Below are 17,012 nucleotides of genomic sequence, written 5' to 3' on the forward strand. Positions count from 1 at the left end.
TCGTAGCACTGCCCGCTCATCAGCGCGTCCTGGATGGCGTCCCCGACCGCGCTCGGCTCGACGCCGTGCTCGTCGGCGACGCGCTCGACGACCGCCTCGCGGGGCGCCCCGTCGCCGTCGTCGAGGTCGGTCATCGCCGCGACCGCTGCCTCTTCGAGGTCGACGTCGTCCGCCCCGGCGGCGGCGTCTCCGTCGGTATCCGTCTCGGCCTCGCCGTCGTCATCGGTCGTGGGGTCGGCCGCGTCGGCCTCGTCGCTTTCGGCGCCGGGCACGGCCGCGTCGTCCCCAACCGCGGCGGGGTCGTCGACCTCCTCGGCGAGCCCCTCCGGGTCCGGCACGTCGATGTCGGCCTCGCCGGGCTCGTCGACCTCGGTCCCGGTCGCGAAGTCGGTGCCGAACTCGGACTCGATCTCCTCGCGCTCCTCGTCGTCGAGCTCGTACAGCTCGTCGCCCGCGGGGTCAGCCGAGGCCGCTGTATCGTCGGTTTCGTCGGTTTCGTCGTCGTCGAGCGTCTCTTCGCCGTCGAGGTCGCCGCCGGTCTCGAAGTCGCCGAGCCCACCCGCTTCGTCGGTCGCGGCGGTGGACTCCGCGGCTGTGTCATCGGTCGCGGCGGTGGACTCCGCGGCTGTGTCATCGGTCGCGGCGGTCTCGGCGGTCGCTTCAGTCTCGGCGCTCTCAGCCGTCTCACTTCCGTCGCTCTCGGCGGTCGTTTCAGTCTCGGCGTCGGCGGTCGCCTCTGACCCTGCGTCGGCGACCGCTTCGGCGCCCTCCACCGGCGCCGCCGCTCCGGTCGGCGCCTCGACCGTCACGTCGGTCTCCGGAAGCGCGCCGATCGCCGCGTCGCCGCCGGCGTCGGGAGCGAACTCGGGGACGCGCACCTCGTCGCGGTCGCCGGCGATCAGCTCCAAGGCGTCGACGGCGAGCCGCCGGACCGCCTCGACGTAGGCCGTCGAGGTGTCGTAGTGGGCGATCGCCTTCGGGATCCCGGCCGCCAGCGACGCGGGCGCGCCGCCCGATTCGAGGGCGGCGCGGAGCTCCTCGCCCCGGAGCTCCGAGTCGAGGGCCGCCGCGAAGACGGCGAGCCGGTCGAGCGTCGCCTCCGCGGCGGAGACGACCCAGCGGTCGCGGGTGTCGGCGTCGACCTCGTTGAGGCTCTCGGGCCGGACCGAGGTGAACACGCGGTCCGAGTCCTCCGGCTCGAAGGTGCGCGCCTTCCCCGTCAGCGCGACGAACGACGGCGGGTCGGCGCGCTCCAAGAACGCCTGTGCCTCGGGCTGGTACTGGCCGGCGTACGTGACGAACGCGCCCGACGGGTCGACGACTCGCCCCCGGCGCGTCTCGTCGTTGACGCGCTCGACCTCGGTGAGCACGCCCGCGACGAACAGCCGGTTCACGCGCGCCCCCGTGGGCGTCACCACGTAGTTCGGGGCGCGCTCCTCGTCGCTCTCGGAGTACGAGAGCGAGGCGTCGTCGAACTCGGCGGCGAACACCCGGTGGGCGACCTCGCGGGCGCCCGGGCCGTCGTCGCTCATTCGCCCACCTCCGCGAGCGCGGCGCGGGCGGCGTCCGCCGGGTCGTCGTCCGCGAGCTCGAACTCGCTCGCGTCGAGGTTGGCGCCGTAGTCGTCGACGGAGAGGTTCCCGCGGACGCGGTACGCGCGTCCGACCAGCGAGTCGGCGATGGCGTCGGCCACCACCCCCTTGTCCATCGCGTCCTTCGCCGCGTCGAGGGCGGCGTCGAGCCCGCCGCCGTACACCTCGGCGGTCAGTTCGTCGTCCAGCACGACGGTGACGGTGTCGGTGCCGTCGTCGACGATCGCCTTCACGCGGAGGTCGTCCTCACCGTCGACGTCGCCGTGGCTCCGGCACTGACCGTTCTGGACCACGCGACCGCACTCCGGACAGCGCTCGATGAGCCCGGAGCCGTCCCGGATCTCGAGGACGTTACCGACGACCTCGACGTCGAACATCCCGCCGGAGGCGACCGCCTCGCCGATCGAGAGTCGGGGGGCGTCCTCCGCGACCTCGACGGGGTCGGGGAGGGGAGTGACCGTCGAGAACTCGGTCAGGTTGATCGAGGGGACGCCGCGGAACTCGCGGACGTACACGTCCTCGATCCGGAGGTCCGCGCCCGGCTCCAGCTCGGGGCGCGGCTGCCAGTCGGTGAACGGGAGCTTCGCGGTCGCGTCGCCGACGACGCCCTCTACGATCTCCGTCTCGCCGTCCCGTCCGGAGATCGTCTTCTCGTCGACCTCCAGCACGCGGACCTCGACGTTGCGCCCCCGGTCGCCGGCGGCGATGTCGACGAGGTTCCGGTCGCCGCCGACCTCGCGGTCGACCTCGACCTCCTCGTCCGCGATGGCGACGGTAGTGGAGTCGTTGAGGTTGAGCTCCGGCGCGCCCTCCCACTCCCGGACGCCGGCGTTGCCGATCGTCAGCGAGTCGCCGGGCTCGAACCCGAAGTCCTGCCAGGCGGTGTAGGAGATGACGCCCGTCTCGTCGGCGACCTCCCCCTCGCGGATCGTGAGGTCGTCGCCCTGGTACCGGATCGTGCGGGTCCCCTGCGTGAGCACGCGGACGGTGACCGTCACGCCGTCGTGGTCGGTGGTGATCTCGCCCACGTCGACCGGGTCGGGGGTCGGCGTCGAGCCGCCGCCTCCGCCGCCGTGCTTCCGGCGAACGCTCTGTTTCGCCTCGTCGATCGGGACGCTGTACTCCAGTAAGTTCTCCAGGTCGGCTTTGACCTCCTCTTTGTCGACGCCGAGGTCGGAGGCGAGCTCCTCGGCATGGCTGTTGACGTCCATCGGTTCGGGCTTCGACGCGACCGCACAAAAGGGTTCACCACGGGGAACTGATCCGGTGGCGGACCCCGCTCGGGGCCACGACCGGCCGGGTCGGCCGATAGTCCGACGAGGGCCAAACGACGGCCGCCGGCCCGACGACGGCCGGTAGGCCTAAATCATCCCCGTTCGCACCGTGGAGCATGGACGAGATCGACATCGACGCGCGCGTCGCGCAAGAGCGAACCGTCATCGACGTGACCGGGACCCGCGACGTCGCCGTCGTCGTCCGGTCCGGGGGCGGCGAGCGGATCTACCTCCCGCCCGAGCGGTTCGACGAGCCGGTGTCGGCGTCGCCGTACACCTCGCCGTATCAGGGGGGGAGCGGGATCGACGGCGAGGAGAGCCCGTACGGCGGCGAGACCGGGAGCACTCGCGGCGTGATCGAGACTGGCGACGGGTTCCGGATCACCCACCCCGAGGCGGCGACCGAATTCGACGTGTACCGCGGCGACGAGTAGGCGGGAAGAGAGATCGAGAACCGAGTTCGGGGCGCCCTACGCCACGTCCTCGTACACCGCCAGCGTGTCCCTCGCCACGTCCAGCCACTCGCGGCGCTCGTACTCCGGGAGCCCCTCGCGGTCGAGCGCCTCGATGAGCCCCTCGACGATCGACTCCGAGTCCGTCTCGACCTCTACGAGGCAGTTCTCGGGGAGGACCTCGGCGACGCCCGACCGCGTCGCGACGACCTGCGTCCCCGCCTCCAGCGCCTCCGTGATCGTGATCCCGAACGGCTCCGCGTAGGAGGGCGAGACGAACGCGTCCGAGGCGGCGTAGTAGTCGCCGAGCTCCGCCTCGGGGACGTAGCCGACGAACTCGACGCGCTCGTCGATGCCGAGCAGCTCGGCGAAGCGCTTCAGCTGTTCGGTCTGGTGACCCGACCCCCCGACGACGAGGGTGACGTCGCGACCGCGGAGCTTCTTCATCGCGTACAGCAGGTGCGAGATCCCCTTCTGGTCGGTGTGTCGCCCGACGAAAAACAGCATCTCGCCCTCGATGCCGAGGTCCGCGCGGACGTCCTTCCCGGAGAACTCCGGCGTCGAGAAGCCGTTGTACACGACTCGGGAGTCGGCGTCGTACAGCTCCCTGATGTCTTCGCGGACGATCTCGCTGACGGCGATGTTCGTGTCGGCGGCGTTCGCGAGCCGGCGCTCCGTCTCGACCTCGCGCTTGGGCGGGTCGATGTTGCGGTCGCTCGCCAGCGAGTGGAACGACGACACCCACGTGGCGTCCGAGGCGCGTGCGGCCTTCCGTCCGGGCGCGTAGCCGAACCAGTCGTGGGTGTGGATCACGTCGTGGTCGGGCGCGAGCTCCGCGAACCGGTCGCTGAGCCGCTCGACGCGGGCGGCGACGTCGCCCTCGCCCGTCTCTACGGGCTCGAGTCCCGGCTCGTCGTCCGGGGCGAACTCCGCGGGCAGCACGAGGGTGGCCTCCACCCCGAGATCGTCGCGGAGTCCCGAGAACAGTTCGCCGACGTGGACGTCGAGTCCGCCCGTGATGTTCGGCGGGTACCCCCATCCCAGCATGAGTACGCTCGGTGGCATGGTTCCCAGTTTCTGGAGTCGGCACTTAGATATGCCCCTCGTCCGGCCGGCCGGGCGGCTGGCAGAGCGGCGGAAGCGTATAAAAAGACGGCCGACGGTCCCGCCCCGTCGCGTTCAGGCCGCCTGCACGGCGTCGCGAAGCGCGCCCGTTCGGTCGGTGATCGCCCCGGCGGCGTCGGCGAGCAGGTCGAGCGGGTCGTCGGAGTCGGACTTCACCGTCAGCACCGGTTCGGTCTGGCCGCCGGACTGCTCGGGGTTCATGTCGTAGGTCGCGGCCGCGACCCCGTCCGTCTCCAGGAGGACGCCCTTCAGCACGTTCATGAACGTGTGGTCCTCGCCGGCGATCTCGATGCGGAGTTCCGTGTCGGTCTTCTCGATGACCCGCAGTTCCATGTCCGTGAGGTCGGGCGAGCGGCGTTTCAAGCTTTCGTCTCCCGGATCTCGGCGGATGCGGACGACCCGCACACCACGCCGACTCTTTTAAGCGATCCGGGCCCACCACGGGCATGGAGATCCGAGAGCTCCCGACCGACGACGGCGCCCTCCGCCGCTACGCGGCCGAGCTGTGGCTCCCCTATCACCGCGAACTCGCCGAGCGGGTCGACGCGCACGCGCTGACGGACTGGCCGGACGATCGGTTCGTCGAGCGCAACGTCGAGTTCACGCGGAACCGGCTCGAACGGGACGGGAACCGCGGGTGGGTGGCAGTGGGGGCCGTCGCCGGCACCGAAGCCGACCCCGCGACCGCGCCCGTCACGCACCCCGACCTCGAACTGACGGGCCTGCTGTTGACGAGCGTCGACGAGTGCCCCGACCCGTTCGATCGGCCGAATCGGCTCGTGGTCGGCGAGCTCTACGTGGCGGCGCCGTACCGCGGCACCGGACTCGCCGACCGCCTGATGGAGCGCGCCGTCGCCGACGCCCGCGAGCAGGACTGCGGCGAACTCCGGCTCGACGTCGACGTCGATAACGGGCGAGCGATGGCCTTCTACGAGACACAGGGGTTCGAGCCGTACCGCGAGCAGTTGACGCGCTCGGTGGAGTGAGTGACCGCGTATCTGCCGTTTATACCGAGGTCACCGCATCCGATCTCGTCCCCGACGTCCCGCGACGGCGGCGCCGCTCCGTGACGGATAAACGCGAAAACTGCGGGCGCGCTCGGAGACGCGTTACTCGTCGGTGTCGACCGCGACGTCGTCGGCGTCGACGTCGACAGCGGCCTCCTCCTCGGCGGCGACCTCGGACGGGCGCGCTTCGAGGGTCAGCTTCTGGACTTCGACGCGGCGCAGCGGGTAGATCAGCTTCGCCTCGCCGTAGATGGCCGACGAGAGGTTCCCCTCGACGACCGCGTCGACGAACGCCTCGAAGGTGCGCTCCTCGGCGGCCGCGTGGACCTTGTCGATCATGACGCGGCGGATCGCCTTCTCCTGGGAGCGGTCGGCCTTCTTCGTCGTCAGCGCGACGGGCTGGATGCGGACGCGGTAGTCGTCCGTCGTCAGCACCGTGATCGACGCCTCGACCTTCGAGGCGCCGCGGCGGACGAGCGAGCGCAGGTAATCGCGCGTGAGCTCGTACTTGATGAACTCGGTGTAGGCCGTGTCGCTGCCGACGTCGCTGATCTTGAACGTCAGCTTCGTGTTGTTCGCGCCGGAGTCGCCGGTGAGCTCGCCCAGCGTCGTCGTGATCGTGCGGCCGACGACCTGGTCGGGCTCCTCGGCGAGCGTCTCGCCGAGCTCCTGTCGGTCGAACTGTTCGGGCGCCAGTACGGTGTACCAGCGCTTCTGTTCTCTGCTCTTGGATACGGATCGTTCGCTCATGTGTTGGTGTCTGTGTCGCCGTTGGTGTCGGAGCGGCGCGCTCCGTCGTCGGCCGCGAGGTGCGTCCTCGCGCGATCGACGATTCGATCTGCGACGCGCAGGTTCACGACGTGGTCGTCCACGGTCGACTGTAGCCCGCCGGTCGTCGGTCGCTCGATCGCGCACTCGATCGCGTCACCGTCGACGCGAGTGGCCATCGAGTCGGTCTCGTCCGGGGCGAGCGCGGCCGCGACGAGGGCGGCGTCGGCGTGGGTCGTCCGGACGGTCGCCGTCCGGGTCGCTCCGTCACCGGACGCGCCGGCGTCGGTCCGCGGCTCGTCCCCGCTCATAGCGCCTCCCTGAGTGCGGCGAGCGCACCCGTGATGTCGTCGGTCTCGCTCCCGTGTCTGTCTCCGCTCGCGCCGACCGCGAGTCCGCCGCGCTCGGCGACGCCCCAGCCGTCGCCGCCGAACTCGGCCGCGACCGACCGGCAGGCGTCGCCGAGCCCGATCGGTTCGCTCGCGGCGGCGGCCAGCCGACCGGCCGACTCGTCGACCGCGACCGCGACCGGCTCGGGCGACCGGAAGTCGTGTGCGAGCCGGGCGACGGTCGGGAGAACGGCGGCCGCGTCGCGCGCGGCGACTCCGTGTCCGGAGCCTCCCTCTTCTCCCGCGAGGTCGACGCGGACGACGACGCAGCCGTCGTACCGGCCGGTCGTCGCCGAGTCGAGCGCGCGGTGCGCCGCCAGTCCGTGCGACCGCCACGCGTCGAGCGCCGCGGTCCAGAGGTCGGCGCTCGGGTCGGAATCGAGCGCCAGCGCGACCCCCGTGCCGGGGGCCTCGCGGGCGAGCGCGTCCAGGACGTCGGCGTAGCCGCCGACCGTCTCGAACGGCGCCGCGTCCCCGTCGGTCGCGTAGGGGCGAAGCGCGCGCTCGACCGCGGTGGCCGCTCGCGCGCTCGCCCCGTCCGCGTCCGCGACGTCGACGGCGACCAGCGACGCGAGGCGTCGGTGGGCGTCGGCGTCGAGGTCGGCGGGAAGCCCGAGTTCCGCGAGCGCGACGCGCGCGGCCTCGGGGTCGCCGGAGTACGGCGTCCGGACGAGCGTCGAGGCCGCGAGGCCGTCCGCGAGGTCCGCGGTCGGAATCGCGACGCCGGGCCGTCGGCGGACGCGGCCCGACGACTCGGCGGCGTCGAGCGCGTCGCCCGAGCCGTCCGTTCCGGGGACGGAGCCGGCCGCGACGACGCCCGCGAGGGCGACGACGGGGTCCGGCTCGACGATGAGCGCGCGAGCGACCGCGAACGCGTCCGCGCTCGCCGGGTGTCCGGTACCGGGAATCGCGTGCGGTCCGCGGTCCGCGCCGACGGTCACCGCGACGCCGTCGCCGGCGTCGTCGGGGATCGGGTCGACGGAGACACGGACCTGGAACGGCGTGCCGACGGCTCGCAGCGCCCGGGCGAGCAGCCCCGCGGCTGCCAGCGCGTCGCCGTCGTCGGTCGCGACGAGCCGGACGAATGGCGCGTCGACGAGGACGTCGGCGAGGACGTTTGGGGCGGGCGTGGTGGACGTCGCTTCGGTCATGGGTTGTGCGGTGCGGTCGTGGGCGGTTTCGTCGTGCGTTCAGTGCGTCGCGCGTCTTCGGTTACAGTCGGTTCGTCGGTCTCGCGGAAGCTTACTCGTCGCCGACCAGCTCGGCGGCGAGCTCGTAGGTGTACGTGAACTCCTCGTCGATCTCGTCGCCGCGGTAGTAGTTCGCGAGGCGGCGGATCTTCGACTCCGTGTTCTGGAGCGCGCGCTTGTTCTGGTGGTCCTGGCCGTTCTCCGCCATGTGCTCGCGGAGGCGGACGGCGCGTTCCATCAGGTTGCGGAGGTCCTCGGGGTACTCCGAGTCGGCGTCGTGCTCCGCGAGGATCTCGGTGACCTTCTTGTCGGTCGCCAGCTTGACGTCGGGCACCGGAACGCCCTTGACGCCCTCGTCACGGAGCTTGAGGCCGATGACGCTGGGGTCGTGGCCCTGCTCCGCCAGTTCGACGACGCGGGACTCGATGTCCTCGGCGTCGACGTCGCTCCACTCCGGGTTCTCGTCCGTCGCCGGCTTGTCTGAACCGGACGAACCGCGACGGCGCGTGTGCATTCGTGCCATTGTCTGAAGTTGGAACGGCACAACCACAACGTGACCGCGACTCCGCGCGACGCGGCTGACGGGCGGCTCGCCGGTGCGAGCGGTCCCGACGGGCCGGTCCGCGCGAGCGGGTCGACCCGGGCCGCGACGCCGGAGGCGTCGGTGCACTGCTACATTCCCAAGCCGCGGGCGAAGAGGCCCCGGCGCGTCGGATCTGCAGCTGTGCTGTTCCCGTTCGTGACGTCGCCGCCGGGGTTCTTAAGCGTGTTCTTGTGGCTCGCGGCGCGATCGGACCGAACCGATCGACCGTTGGACGGACGCCGGAAGAAACGAGGGTTTAGGTGGATCCTCTCTCACCAAGCGCGTAGGAGAAACGCATGACCGGCCACCGCGACGACGATTCGGCGGATCGAACCGACGGCGACTCGGCAGACCCAACCGACGGCGACTCGGTGCCCCCAGACGGCCCCCCGTCGGGGGGTGCGCCGCCCGACCGTGCGCCGCCCGACCGCGCGCCGCCGGCGAGCAACCGCGGATCGGCCGACGATCCGGTGCCCGTCGCCGACGGCGGATTCGAGGAGGACTCTGCGTCGACTGACGGGCCTCGGATCAGCTTCTACGGCGGCAAGTGGGCGAGCACGGTGCCTATCGGCTTCTTCATCCTCTGGGCGATCGTCCAGAGCGGCGTCCTCGGCATCGGCGACACGAACGGGCTCGTGATCGGCGCGCTCGTCGGGACGATCCTCGGGATGTTCCTCGTGCGCGGCGACTGGAAGGCGTACGCGGACACCATCTTCGAGGGGATGACCCAGCGCGTCGCCGCGACCGCGATCGTGGCGTGGCTGTGGGCCGGGATGTTCGCCGAGACGCTGCAGGTCGGCGGCTTCGTCGAGGGGCTCATCTTCGCCGCCGACGCTCTGAACGTCGGCGCGACAACGTTCCCCGCGGCCGCGTTCGTCCTCTGCGGCCTGCTCGCGACCGGGATCGGGACGGGGTACGGCGCGACCGTCGCGTTCGTGACGCTGTTCTTCCCGGCCGGCGTGCTCCTCGGCGCGAACCCGACGCTGCTGTTCGCGGCGATCCTCTCGGGAGCCGTGTTCGGCGACAACCTCGCTCCGGTGAGCGACACGACGATCGTGAGCGCGGTGACGCAGGACGCCGACATCGGCGGCGTCGTCGCGTCGCGGTTCAAGTACGCGCTCATCGCGGCCGTGCCGGCGTTCATCGCGTACCTGGTCTTCGGCTCCATCCTCTCCGGGGCGAGCCTGGAGGGCGCGGCCGCCCTTCGGGAGTCGGCGACGGCGCCCGGACTGCTGCACCTGATCTCGATGGGCGTCGTCATCGCGACGGCGGTCGCGGGGCGGCACATCGTCGAGGCGATCTCGTGGGGGCTGATCGTCGCGGTCGCGTTCAACCTCGCGTTCGGCCTCTCGTCGGTCGCCGACATCCTGGTGTTCACGACGACCGACGCCACCCCCGCGACCGCGCTCCCGTTCGTCGAGATGGGCGACGCCGCGGCCGTGGGCGGGAGCCTCTACGACGGCGCGATCGGCTTCTTCCCGCTCATCGTGTTGACCCTGCTGATCGTGTCGATGGCGCAGATCATGATCCGCGGCGGTGGGTTCGAGGCGATCCTGGAGTTCCTGTTGGACTCGGTCGCGACGACCGTCCGCCGCGCCGAGGTGACGATGGTGCTCGGCACCGCGGCCATCAACGGGATGATCACGATCAACACCGCCGCCGAGATCGCGATCGCGCCGTACATCGCGCGGCTCGGCGAGAAGTTCAACATCAACGGCTACCGGCGGGCGAACATCCTCGACGCCAACACGTCGGCCCTCGGCTACATCTTCCCGTGGGCCGGCGGCGTCCTCGTCGGGTACCAGGTGATGGTCGGCCCCGACGGCCTCGGCGCTGAGTACGGCCCGGAGATGGTCGTCAACCCGATCGACGTGGTCCCGTACGTGTTCCACGGGTGGTTCCTCGTGATCGTCTTCCTGCTCGCCGCGCTCACCGGGTTCGGGCGGGAGTACATCCCCGACCGCGTCTCCGAGGAGGTGTCGCGCGCATGAGCGTCCTCACGAAGTTCCTCGCCGGCTGGTCGTTCCGGGACTCGACGCCGGCGTACGAGTCGGGCGAGGTGATCGAGGTGATGGTGACCGACCGCGAGGGCGAGACGGCGGTCGCCCGCATCGGCGACTCGACGCTCCGGATCGAGGGCGCCCCAGACGACGCCGTGAACACCCGCGTCCTCGTCGCGGTCGAGACGTGGGACGAGACGGCCCACCGCGGCACCGGAGCCTACCGCGAGACGGTCGGCGAGAGCGCGTTCTGATCGGTCGACGCGAGCGCATCGTCGACGCCGTTTCGTGGCCCCCGGTTCGTTCGGTTCTGCGCCGTCAACGACTCAGGAAGGACCGTCGCTGAACGCCTCCGAAGCCCCCGGTCGCCGGCGGCTTTGCGGCCGTCCGTTCGAATCCCGCCCGACCCACGGCGACCGCGCGGCGCCTCGCGCCTCCCCAGCCTCGGCGCACGGGCCGGCGCGGGCGGAGCCGCGCCGGGCCGCCGCCTCCCTCGCGGGCTCCTCGCGCCCACCGGGCGCTCGGAGGCGCGCCGCCGCACCCCGCTCCGTGACATCGCGTCGCCGCCGGCGAACTCGCGTCCGGCAGTCGGAACGGACCGCCCGCGGACCGGGACGCTTTTTAAAGCGAGTCTCGAAAGACAGCGCGTGCTATCGGTCGAGCTCCACGCGCACTCCGCGCTGTCCTACGACGGGCGCGACCCGGTCGACCTGCTCTTGGAGCAGGCGGCGGCGGTCGGGCTGGACGCGCTCGCCATCACGGACCACGACGAGATCGACGCCAGCATCGAGGCGGCCGAGAGGGCCCCCGACTACGGGCTCGTCGGCATCGTCGGCATGGAGGTGACGTGCGCGGTCGGTCACGTCCTCGCGTTCGGCATCGACGAGCGCGTCGAGAGCGGGCTTCCCTTCGACGAGACGCTCGACCGAATCCGCGACCAGGGCGGGATCGCGGTCATCCCCCACCCCTTCCAGAAGTCCCGCCACGGCGTCGCCGCTCACATCAGCGCCGAACAGCTAGCGAGCGCGGACGCCATCGAGGTGTACAACTCCCGGCTGTTCACCGGACGCTCGAACCGCCAGGCGGAGAAGTTCGCGATCCGGAACGGGCTCCCGATGACCGCCGGCAGCGACGCGCACATCTCCGAGATGGTCGGCCAGGCGGTGACCGAGGTCGGCGCCGGTGAGCACTCGGCGGACGCCATCCTCTCCGCGATCCGCGACGGCCGGACCAGCGTCGTCGGGAAGCGAACACCGTGGCGGATCTCCCTCCGCCAGTTCGGCGGCGGCGCCAAGCGGCGCGCGCTCCGCGCGCTCGACGGGTTGCGCTGACCGCGATGCCGCCCGCCTCGCACGCTCCCTCGGACGCCCCCTCCGCGTCCGACCTGCGCGGCGCGCCGCCCGAGCGCGTCCGCGTCGCCCTCCGCGAGGGCGACCCCCTCCCCGGTGGGCGCGGCTTCGCGGGGTCCCTCGCCGATCCCCCCGGACGCGACGGGCCGGTCCTCGTCCGCGACGTCCTCGGGCGCGAGCCGCTGTTCGTCGAGCGCGACGCCGCCGACCCGGCGACCGACCGCGCCCCGACCGACCCGGACGCCTGGGCGTTCGACCGGACCGTCCTCGACGATCCGACGCCGATTCCGGCCGGGAGCGTCGCCTCCGGGGCCGGAGTCGAGCGCGTCTGGACGCTCCCCGACGGGTCTCCCGACGACCCGGAGGCAGCGCAGGCGGCCGTCGACGCCGCGGTCCGGGCCGCGCTCGGCGACGCGTTCCGCGACGCCTTCGACGAGGCGGGCGGCTCGGAGAGCGGCGACCGGACCGCGGTCGCCTTTTCCGGCGGCGTCGACTCCGGGGTCGTCGCCGCCGGCGCCCCGGACGCGCCCTGTTACGTCGCCGGGTTCGCGGGCTGTCACGACGTCTCGGCCGCGCGCGAGGCGGCCGCGGCGATGGGGCGGGACCTGCACGTCGTCGAGATCACCCACGAGGTGCTCCTGCGCGCGGTCCGCGAGGTCGCCGCCGCGACGGGACGCCGGAATCCGATGGACGTGGCGATCGCGGTGCCGCTGTACCTCGTCGCGGAGGCGGCCGCGGCCGACGGGATCGACCGGCTCGCGGTCGGACAGGGCGCCGACGAGCTGTTCGGGGGGTACAGCAAGGTCGCCGACCCGGCGAACGACGCCCGCGTCGACGCCGACACCGTGCGCGGGGCGCGCACCGAGACGGTCCGAACCCTCCCCGACCAGCTCGAGCGCGACGTGCTCACGCTCCGCGCGGCCGGGGTCGAGCCGGTCGCGCCGCTGCTCGACGACCGGATCGTCGCGGCCGCGCTCGCGCTTCCGGGCGAACTGCTCGCGGCCGACGGCGAGCGGAAGGTCGCGCTTCGCCGAGCGGCGGCGGGTCTCGTGCCGGAGTCGGTCCGGACGGCCGACAAGAAGGCGGTCCAGTACGGGACGTACGTCTCACGCGAGCTCGACCGCCTCGCGCGGCGAGCCGATTTCAAGCGACGGATGGACGACCACGTCGGACAGTACCTCGCGGACCTGTTGACGACCGACTGAGTCGCCGCCGTCTGCCGACGGCGAGCGGATCGCCGCGGCGTCCCGGCGCGGCGGCTGCTCTGCGGTGGCGAGAACCGTCGAAAAACGGCCCGTGTGGGCCGCTGCTGACCAAGCCGCCGTATGGAGTACCAGTCCTACGGCCGACGCCCGATCGGTCGGGCGTCTATTGACGAATGTCGGTGACCGGTATAAAATCCGGGGAGTAGTGACAAATATGACTGGAGCGATCCGTGTCTGGATGACGATCGCTCATTCGAACGCCGTATTTCGCTCCGAATCGACGATCACCGGACTCGAGTTCGGACGAAACTCCACGCGCATCCGATCGCGCGCCGACGCGCGTTGGGTTCCGCGGTCGAGCCTCGCTCGGAACGTTCACCGGACGAGGTACGGATCGCTGCCGGGAATGAAGCGTCCGAGGTCGCTCTCGCGACGGAAATCGGTCGACTGCAGCTCCGAGAGCGCCTCGACGAGGCGGTCGCCGTCCCCCTCGACCCACTCGACGGGGTCTTTTATGGGGAGGACGAGCCACCCGGACCCGAGGATCTCCGTCGCGTGGAGCGCCTCCATGTCTATCTCGGTCTTCCACGCTCGCGCGGTGTACTGCTCAAGGACGTGCTTGGTCGCGCGAGCGCCGACCGGCAACAGGACGTGCGCGGCGATCGCCCGGAGCTCGGCGTCGAAGAACCGCTCCATGTCGTCGTACGACTCCTCGGTAGGGGTACCTTCGGACGCGCACATGTGGAGGTACGAAAAGTACGTGCGGGCGGTCCGAACCGGCTCGGCCGCCTCGTCCTCCGTTCCCGCCGTCGGCGTTCCGTCCGGCGCCGTTCCGTCGGCGAGCCCCGCGATCAGTCCCGCCTCTATCAGCGCCGAGAGGAACGCGGGAGACCACGGCTCGCCGGTGAACGGGACGCCCGTCTCGACGCCGCCGTGGACGCCGGGGTGGTCGCCGACCACGTGGAAGTCGGCGTTGGCGTCGCCGTAGCCGGGGACGAACGACCGACAGTCCGGACGCATCCCGAACGGGTTCCGCGTCCGGTCCGTAACGTTCTGCACACGCCGTCGTACGCGGCGCGCCGGATATATTCCGTTCGGTCCGCGGCGAACCGGTCCGTCACCGGTCGCGTCACGGTCGCGCTCGCGTCCCTCTCGACACGCCCTCTCACATCCGCCGGGACGGAGAGATGCGAGGCGCACGAGCCGCGGTGAATTCGCATAACTTATGGAAACGAGCCGGGTTCGCCCCGCCTGAGATATCCCGTTCGTGACAGCCGGCCGATCAAATTTCAGGATCGTTAATCAACGACCACAAACCGCAAGACTGCGTCGAGGTAACCGAAACGCGCCGCACGGAAGATATTTATACAACCCGCTGCTCCGGTCGGCCGAAGACCCATGTTCGATCGCATCCGTTCGGCGGCCCTCTTCGGGATCCACCAGGCGACCGTCGCGCTCGGTATCTCGCTGTTCCCGGTGGCCGTCTTCGCCCGCAGGCAACTCGGCATCAACGTCCCCATCGGCCGGCTCGTGGAAACGACCGGCGAGGCGTACGAGAACGTCGAGGAGTAGACGCACTTTTCACCCCGACCTCGTCGCGCTTTCCCTCGGTGAGCGGCCTCGCCGCCCCCAGACGGGGCGTCGACGGCGGACCCGATCCGCCCGCGACGAATAGACCCGTCGGAACCGGCGGAGGGGCCTCGAAGGGTTGCCTTTATCAGCGCGCCGGGCCAACGACGGCGTAATGCGAACACCGACTGGAAACCTCTCCGAGGGGCCGGCCGACGAGTTGGGCCGCGACCAGCCCGTCTTCGGACCCGAGCTCGGCGAGTTCGAACACAGCGAGCGCCGCGCGGCGCAGGCCGACGGCGAGGGCGAGATGAAGACCGGCACCACGACCGTCGGCATCAAGACCGCAGACGGCGTCGTGATGGCGACGGACATGCGCGCCTCCCTCGGCGGCATGGTCTCCTCGAAGGACGTCCAGAAGGTCGAGGAGATCCACCCCCGGGGCGCGCTGACCATCGCCGGCTCCGTCTCGGCCGCCCAGAACCTCATCTCGACGCTCAAGGCCGAGACGAGCCTCTACGAGACCCGCCGCGGCAAGGACATGTCCATGGAGGCGCTGTCGACGCTCACCGGGAACCTCCTCCGGTCGGGCGCGTTCTACATCGTCCAGCCGATCCTCGGCGGCGTCGACGACGAGGGCGCGCACATCTACTCCATCGACGCCCTCGGCGGCACCACCGAGGAGGAGTACACTGTCACCGGCTCCGGCTCCCAGTACGCGCTGGGCGTCCTCGAACAGGAGTACCACGACGAGATCACCGTCGACGAGGCGAAGACCGTCGCCGCGAAGGCGATCCAGTCCGCCGTCGAGCGCGACCTCGCGTCCGGGAACGGGATCAACGTCGCCGTCGTCACCGACGAGGGCGTCGACATCACCCGGCACAAGTCGTTCGACGAGCTGTTGTAACGACTGCCGCAGAGACCGCTTCGACGGCTCGCTTTTCGATCCGTTCTCGATCCACCTCTCCGAGCCACCGGCTCGGCAGCCCCCGCCGAGAGTCAGGCTCCCCGCTCTCCCGCGTCGCTCCGCGGCGACCGGATCCCGTCTCCCCAGTAGAACCGCGGTCCGAGGAGGAGGTAGCCGCACGCTAAGAACAGCAGCGCGAACGCGAAGCCCTCGCCGATCCAGGCCGGGAGCAGCGACGTGACGGCGTGCCCGATCGGCGTGAGGACGACGGCGACCTGCACGACGCCCATCACGAGCGCGTCCTGCGCGTGGAGGTCCGGGTACGTGACCGTCGTCCCCATGAGAACCGCGAACGCCGCGGTCGCCGCGACGAGCGTGACGGGCGCCGTGTACCCGGCGATCACCGCGGCGGCGAGGATCGTCGCCGCCAGCGTCGTCGGCACCCCAACCGTCTCGCGTGCGTCGCTGTCGTAGGCCGTGTACATCCCGAGCCGGGCGACCGCCATCGCGACGAACAGCGCCCCGACGCCGACGCCGATACCGACGAAGACGGGGTCGCTCGCGAACGTCCGCCCGTCGAGGACGACGGCCGCCACGAGCGCCGCGGGCGCGACGCCGAACGAGGCCACGTCGGCCAGCGAGTCGAGGTACGGGCCGGCGTCCGTCGAGCCGCGGTGTCTGGCCACGACGCCGTCGAGCCCGTCGGCGACGGCGGCGAGCAGCACCAGCCGGGCGGCGGTCTCGAGATCGACGGTCGCGGCGACGACGGCGAGGAATCCGACCGCGGCGTTCGCCACCGTCACCGCGTCGGCGAGCCCGAGGCGCCCGACGAACCGGAAACGCATACCGGATCGGTCGCCGAGCCGGGTTTTAGGGTTTGTTATCTGCGAGACGGCCGGCGGTCCGGCCCGTCAGGCGAAGTATTAAGAACGCGATGCCCCAACTCCGTGGCATGGATCCACTGTCCCTCCAACTCGGATTCGGCCTGGTGAGCGTCGGCCTGCTCTTTCTGTTGCTGGTGGTCGTCACGCTCTGGCAGTCGTTCGAGATCGTGGACGCCTACGAGAAGGAGGCGCTCACGGTGTTCGGCGAGTACCGGAAGCTGCTGGAGCCCGGTATCAACCTCATCCCGCCGTTCGTCTCGCGGACGTACGCGTTCGACATGCGGACCCAGACCCTCGACGTCCCCCGTCAGGAGGCGATCACGCGGGACAACTCGCCGGTGACGGCGGACGCGGTCGTCTACATCAAGGTGATGGACGCGAAGAAGGCGTTCCTGGAGGTGGACGACTACAAGAAGGCCGTCTCGAACCTCGCACAGACCACGCTCCGGGCGGTGCTCGGCGACATGGAGCTCGACGACACGCTGAACAAACGCCAGGAGATCAACGCGAAGATCCGCAAGGAGCTGGACGAGCCGACCGACGAGTGGGGGATCCGCGTCGAGAGCGTCGAGGTCCGCGAGGTGAACCCCTCGAAGGACGTCCAGCAGGCGATGGAACAGCAGACCTCGGCGGAGCGTCGCCGCCGGGCGATGATCCTCGAAGCGCAGGGGGAACGCCGCTCGGCGGTCGAGCAGGCGGAGGGTGACAAGCAGTCGAA

At 71.1% G+C, this 17,012-nt stretch carries 19 protein-coding genes; 9 read left to right on the forward strand and 10 right to left on the reverse strand.

Features of this window, described 5'->3' with window-relative positions; translation table 11 throughout:
* A partial coding sequence (locus U4E84_RS13560) for a hypothetical protein (protein WP_322532638.1) occupies positions 1 to 1,532 on the reverse strand: 1,532 nt, incomplete at its 3' end.
* Positions 1,529 to 2,803: a Single-stranded DNA binding protein gene (locus U4E84_RS13565; protein ID WP_322532639.1), complete on the reverse strand. Its 1,275-nt coding sequence runs from the start codon at positions 2,801 to 2,803 to the stop codon at positions 1,529 to 1,531. The genes U4E84_RS13565 and U4E84_RS13560, both read right to left, overlap by 4 nt.
* Positions 2,804 to 2,982: 179 nt before the next feature.
* On the opposite strand from U4E84_RS13565, the gene U4E84_RS13570 reads away from it, so the two are divergent.
* Positions 2,983 to 3,300: a hypothetical protein gene (locus U4E84_RS13570; RefSeq protein ID WP_322532640.1), complete on the forward strand. Its 318-nt coding sequence runs from the start codon at positions 2,983 to 2,985 to the stop codon at positions 3,298 to 3,300.
* A gap of 36 nt (positions 3,301 to 3,336) precedes the next feature.
* Here U4E84_RS13570 and U4E84_RS13575 read toward each other — a convergent pair whose 3' ends face one another.
* Complete coding sequence (locus tag U4E84_RS13575; protein WP_322532659.1) at positions 3,337 to 4,365, reverse strand: glycosyltransferase family 4 protein; 1,029 nt, start codon at positions 4,363 to 4,365, stop codon at positions 3,337 to 3,339.
* A 132-nt stretch (positions 4,366 to 4,497) separates the two neighbouring features.
* Entirely contained in the window at positions 4,498 to 4,776 is a 279-nt protein-coding gene (locus U4E84_RS13580; RefSeq protein ID WP_322532641.1) for a DNA-directed RNA polymerase subunit L, read from the reverse strand.
* A gap of 113 nt (positions 4,777 to 4,889) precedes the next feature.
* On the opposite strand from U4E84_RS13580, the gene U4E84_RS13585 reads away from it, so the two are divergent.
* The gene (locus U4E84_RS13585; RefSeq protein WP_322532642.1) at positions 4,890 to 5,429 is read left to right on the forward strand and encodes a GNAT family N-acetyltransferase; all 540 of its coding nucleotides are present in this window, start codon (positions 4,890 to 4,892) and stop codon (positions 5,427 to 5,429) included.
* A gap of 123 nt (positions 5,430 to 5,552) precedes the next feature.
* Here U4E84_RS13585 and U4E84_RS13590 read toward each other — a convergent pair whose 3' ends face one another.
* The 4 genes from U4E84_RS13590 to U4E84_RS13605 all read right to left on the reverse strand — a co-directional run bounded on the left by U4E84_RS13590 (position 5,553) and on the right by U4E84_RS13605 (position 8,320).
* On the reverse strand, positions 5,553 to 6,200 hold the full coding sequence (locus U4E84_RS13590; protein ID WP_322532643.1) for a 30S ribosomal protein S3ae: 648 nt from the start codon (positions 6,198 to 6,200) through the stop codon (positions 5,553 to 5,555).
* Positions 6,197 to 6,529 carry a KEOPS complex subunit Pcc1 gene (locus U4E84_RS13595; protein WP_322532644.1) on the reverse strand — a complete coding sequence of 111 codons (333 nt, stop codon included), beginning with the start codon at positions 6,527 to 6,529 and terminating at the stop codon, positions 6,197 to 6,199. Before U4E84_RS13595 ends, U4E84_RS13590 begins: the two co-directional genes overlap by 4 nt.
* The gene (locus U4E84_RS13600; protein WP_322532645.1) at positions 6,526 to 7,758 is read right to left on the reverse strand and encodes an exonuclease RecJ; all 1,233 of its coding nucleotides are present in this window, start codon (positions 7,756 to 7,758) and stop codon (positions 6,526 to 6,528) included. The genes U4E84_RS13595 and U4E84_RS13600 overlap by 4 nt, the downstream gene beginning before the upstream one ends.
* 91 nt (positions 7,759 to 7,849) lie before the next feature.
* A complete protein-coding gene (locus U4E84_RS13605) occupies positions 7,850 to 8,320 on the reverse strand; it encodes a 30S ribosomal protein S15 (protein ID WP_322532646.1) in 471 nt (156 codons plus the stop codon).
* A 356-nt stretch (positions 8,321 to 8,676) separates the two neighbouring features.
* On the opposite strand from U4E84_RS13605, the gene U4E84_RS13610 reads away from it, so the two are divergent.
* The 4 genes from U4E84_RS13610 (at position 8,677) to U4E84_RS13625 (ending at position 12,934) form a co-directional block, all read left to right on the forward strand.
* Complete coding sequence (locus tag U4E84_RS13610; protein ID WP_322532648.1) at positions 8,677 to 10,371, forward strand: Na+/H+ antiporter NhaC family protein; 1,695 nt, start codon at positions 8,677 to 8,679, stop codon at positions 10,369 to 10,371.
* Positions 10,368 to 10,634 carry a hypothetical protein gene (locus tag U4E84_RS13615; protein ID WP_322532650.1) on the forward strand — a complete coding sequence of 89 codons (267 nt, stop codon included), beginning with the start codon at positions 10,368 to 10,370 and terminating at the stop codon, positions 10,632 to 10,634. Before U4E84_RS13610 ends, U4E84_RS13615 begins: the two co-directional genes overlap by 4 nt.
* Positions 10,635 to 11,027: 393 nt before the next feature.
* Positions 11,028 to 11,711 carry a PHP domain-containing protein gene (locus U4E84_RS13620; RefSeq protein ID WP_322532652.1) on the forward strand — a complete coding sequence of 228 codons (684 nt, stop codon included), beginning with the start codon at positions 11,028 to 11,030 and terminating at the stop codon, positions 11,709 to 11,711.
* Positions 11,712 to 11,716: 5 nt separating this feature from the next.
* The gene (locus U4E84_RS13625) at positions 11,717 to 12,934 is read left to right on the forward strand and encodes an asparagine synthase-related protein (protein ID WP_322532653.1); all 1,218 of its coding nucleotides are present in this window, start codon (positions 11,717 to 11,719) and stop codon (positions 12,932 to 12,934) included.
* Positions 12,935 to 13,309: 375 nt separating this feature from the next.
* On the opposite strand, the gene U4E84_RS13630 is transcribed toward U4E84_RS13625, so the two are convergent.
* Positions 13,310 to 13,993: a uracil-DNA glycosylase family protein gene (locus U4E84_RS13630; RefSeq protein WP_322532654.1), complete on the reverse strand. Its 684-nt coding sequence runs from the start codon at positions 13,991 to 13,993 to the stop codon at positions 13,310 to 13,312.
* 339 nt (positions 13,994 to 14,332) lie between these two features.
* Between U4E84_RS13630 and U4E84_RS13635 the strand changes: the two genes are divergently transcribed.
* Together U4E84_RS13635 and psmB are read left to right on the forward strand one after the other, a co-directional pair.
* Positions 14,333 to 14,506: a hypothetical protein gene (locus U4E84_RS13635; protein WP_322532655.1), complete on the forward strand. Its 174-nt coding sequence runs from the start codon at positions 14,333 to 14,335 to the stop codon at positions 14,504 to 14,506.
* A gap of 172 nt (positions 14,507 to 14,678) precedes the next feature.
* On the forward strand, positions 14,679 to 15,410 hold the full coding sequence (gene psmB, locus U4E84_RS13640) for an archaeal proteasome endopeptidase complex subunit beta (protein WP_322532656.1): 732 nt from the start codon (positions 14,679 to 14,681) through the stop codon (positions 15,408 to 15,410).
* Positions 15,411 to 15,502: 92 nt separating this feature from the next.
* On the opposite strand, the gene U4E84_RS13645 is transcribed toward psmB, so the two are convergent.
* On the reverse strand, positions 15,503 to 16,255 hold the full coding sequence (locus U4E84_RS13645; protein ID WP_322532657.1) for a protein sorting system archaetidylserine synthase: 753 nt from the start codon (positions 16,253 to 16,255) through the stop codon (positions 15,503 to 15,505).
* 107 nt (positions 16,256 to 16,362) lie between these two features.
* Between U4E84_RS13645 and U4E84_RS13650 the strand changes: the two genes are divergently transcribed.
* On the forward strand, positions 16,363 to 17,012 hold a 650-nt coding region (locus tag U4E84_RS13650; protein ID WP_322532658.1), incomplete at its 3' end, for an SPFH domain-containing protein.

This window comes from Halorubrum sp. AD140 (assembly GCF_034497445.1).
In the GTDB taxonomy this organism is placed as follows: Archaea; Halobacteriota; Halobacteria; order Halobacteriales; family Haloferacaceae; genus Halorubrum.

Coding starts and splice junctions, on each gene's coding strand:
- U4E84_RS13565 (WP_322532639.1), bottom strand. CDS start 2,803: ATGGACGTCAACAGCCATGCCGAGGAGCTCGCCTCCGACCTCGGCGTC.
- U4E84_RS13570 (WP_322532640.1), top strand. CDS start 2,983: ATGGACGAGATCGACATCGACGCGCGCGTCGCGCAAGAGCGAACCGTC.
- U4E84_RS13575 (WP_322532659.1), bottom strand. CDS start 4,365: ATGCTGGGATGGGGGTACCCGCCGAACATCACGGGCGGACTCGACGTC.
- U4E84_RS13580 (WP_322532641.1), bottom strand. CDS start 4,776: ATGGAACTGCGGGTCATCGAGAAGACCGACACGGAACTCCGCATCGAG.
- U4E84_RS13585 (WP_322532642.1), top strand. CDS start 4,890: ATGGAGATCCGAGAGCTCCCGACCGACGACGGCGCCCTCCGCCGCTAC.
- U4E84_RS13590 (WP_322532643.1), bottom strand. CDS start 6,200: ATGAGCGAACGATCCGTATCCAAGAGCAGAGAACAGAAGCGCTGGTAC.
- U4E84_RS13595 (WP_322532644.1), bottom strand. CDS start 6,529: ATGAGCGGGGACGAGCCGCGGACCGACGCCGGCGCGTCCGGTGACGGA.
- U4E84_RS13600 (WP_322532645.1), bottom strand. CDS start 7,758: ATGACCGAAGCGACGTCCACCACGCCCGCCCCAAACGTCCTCGCCGAC.
- U4E84_RS13605 (WP_322532646.1), bottom strand. CDS start 8,320: ATGGCACGAATGCACACGCGCCGTCGCGGTTCGTCCGGTTCAGACAAG.
- U4E84_RS13610 (WP_322532648.1), top strand. CDS start 8,677: ATGACCGGCCACCGCGACGACGATTCGGCGGATCGAACCGACGGCGAC.
- U4E84_RS13615 (WP_322532650.1), top strand. CDS start 10,368: ATGAGCGTCCTCACGAAGTTCCTCGCCGGCTGGTCGTTCCGGGACTCG.
- U4E84_RS13625 (WP_322532653.1), top strand. CDS start 11,717: ATGCCGCCCGCCTCGCACGCTCCCTCGGACGCCCCCTCCGCGTCCGAC.
- U4E84_RS13635 (WP_322532655.1), top strand. CDS start 14,333: ATGTTCGATCGCATCCGTTCGGCGGCCCTCTTCGGGATCCACCAGGCG.
- psmB (WP_322532656.1), top strand. CDS start 14,679: ATGCGAACACCGACTGGAAACCTCTCCGAGGGGCCGGCCGACGAGTTG.
- U4E84_RS13645 (WP_322532657.1), bottom strand. CDS start 16,255: ATGCGTTTCCGGTTCGTCGGGCGCCTCGGGCTCGCCGACGCGGTGACG.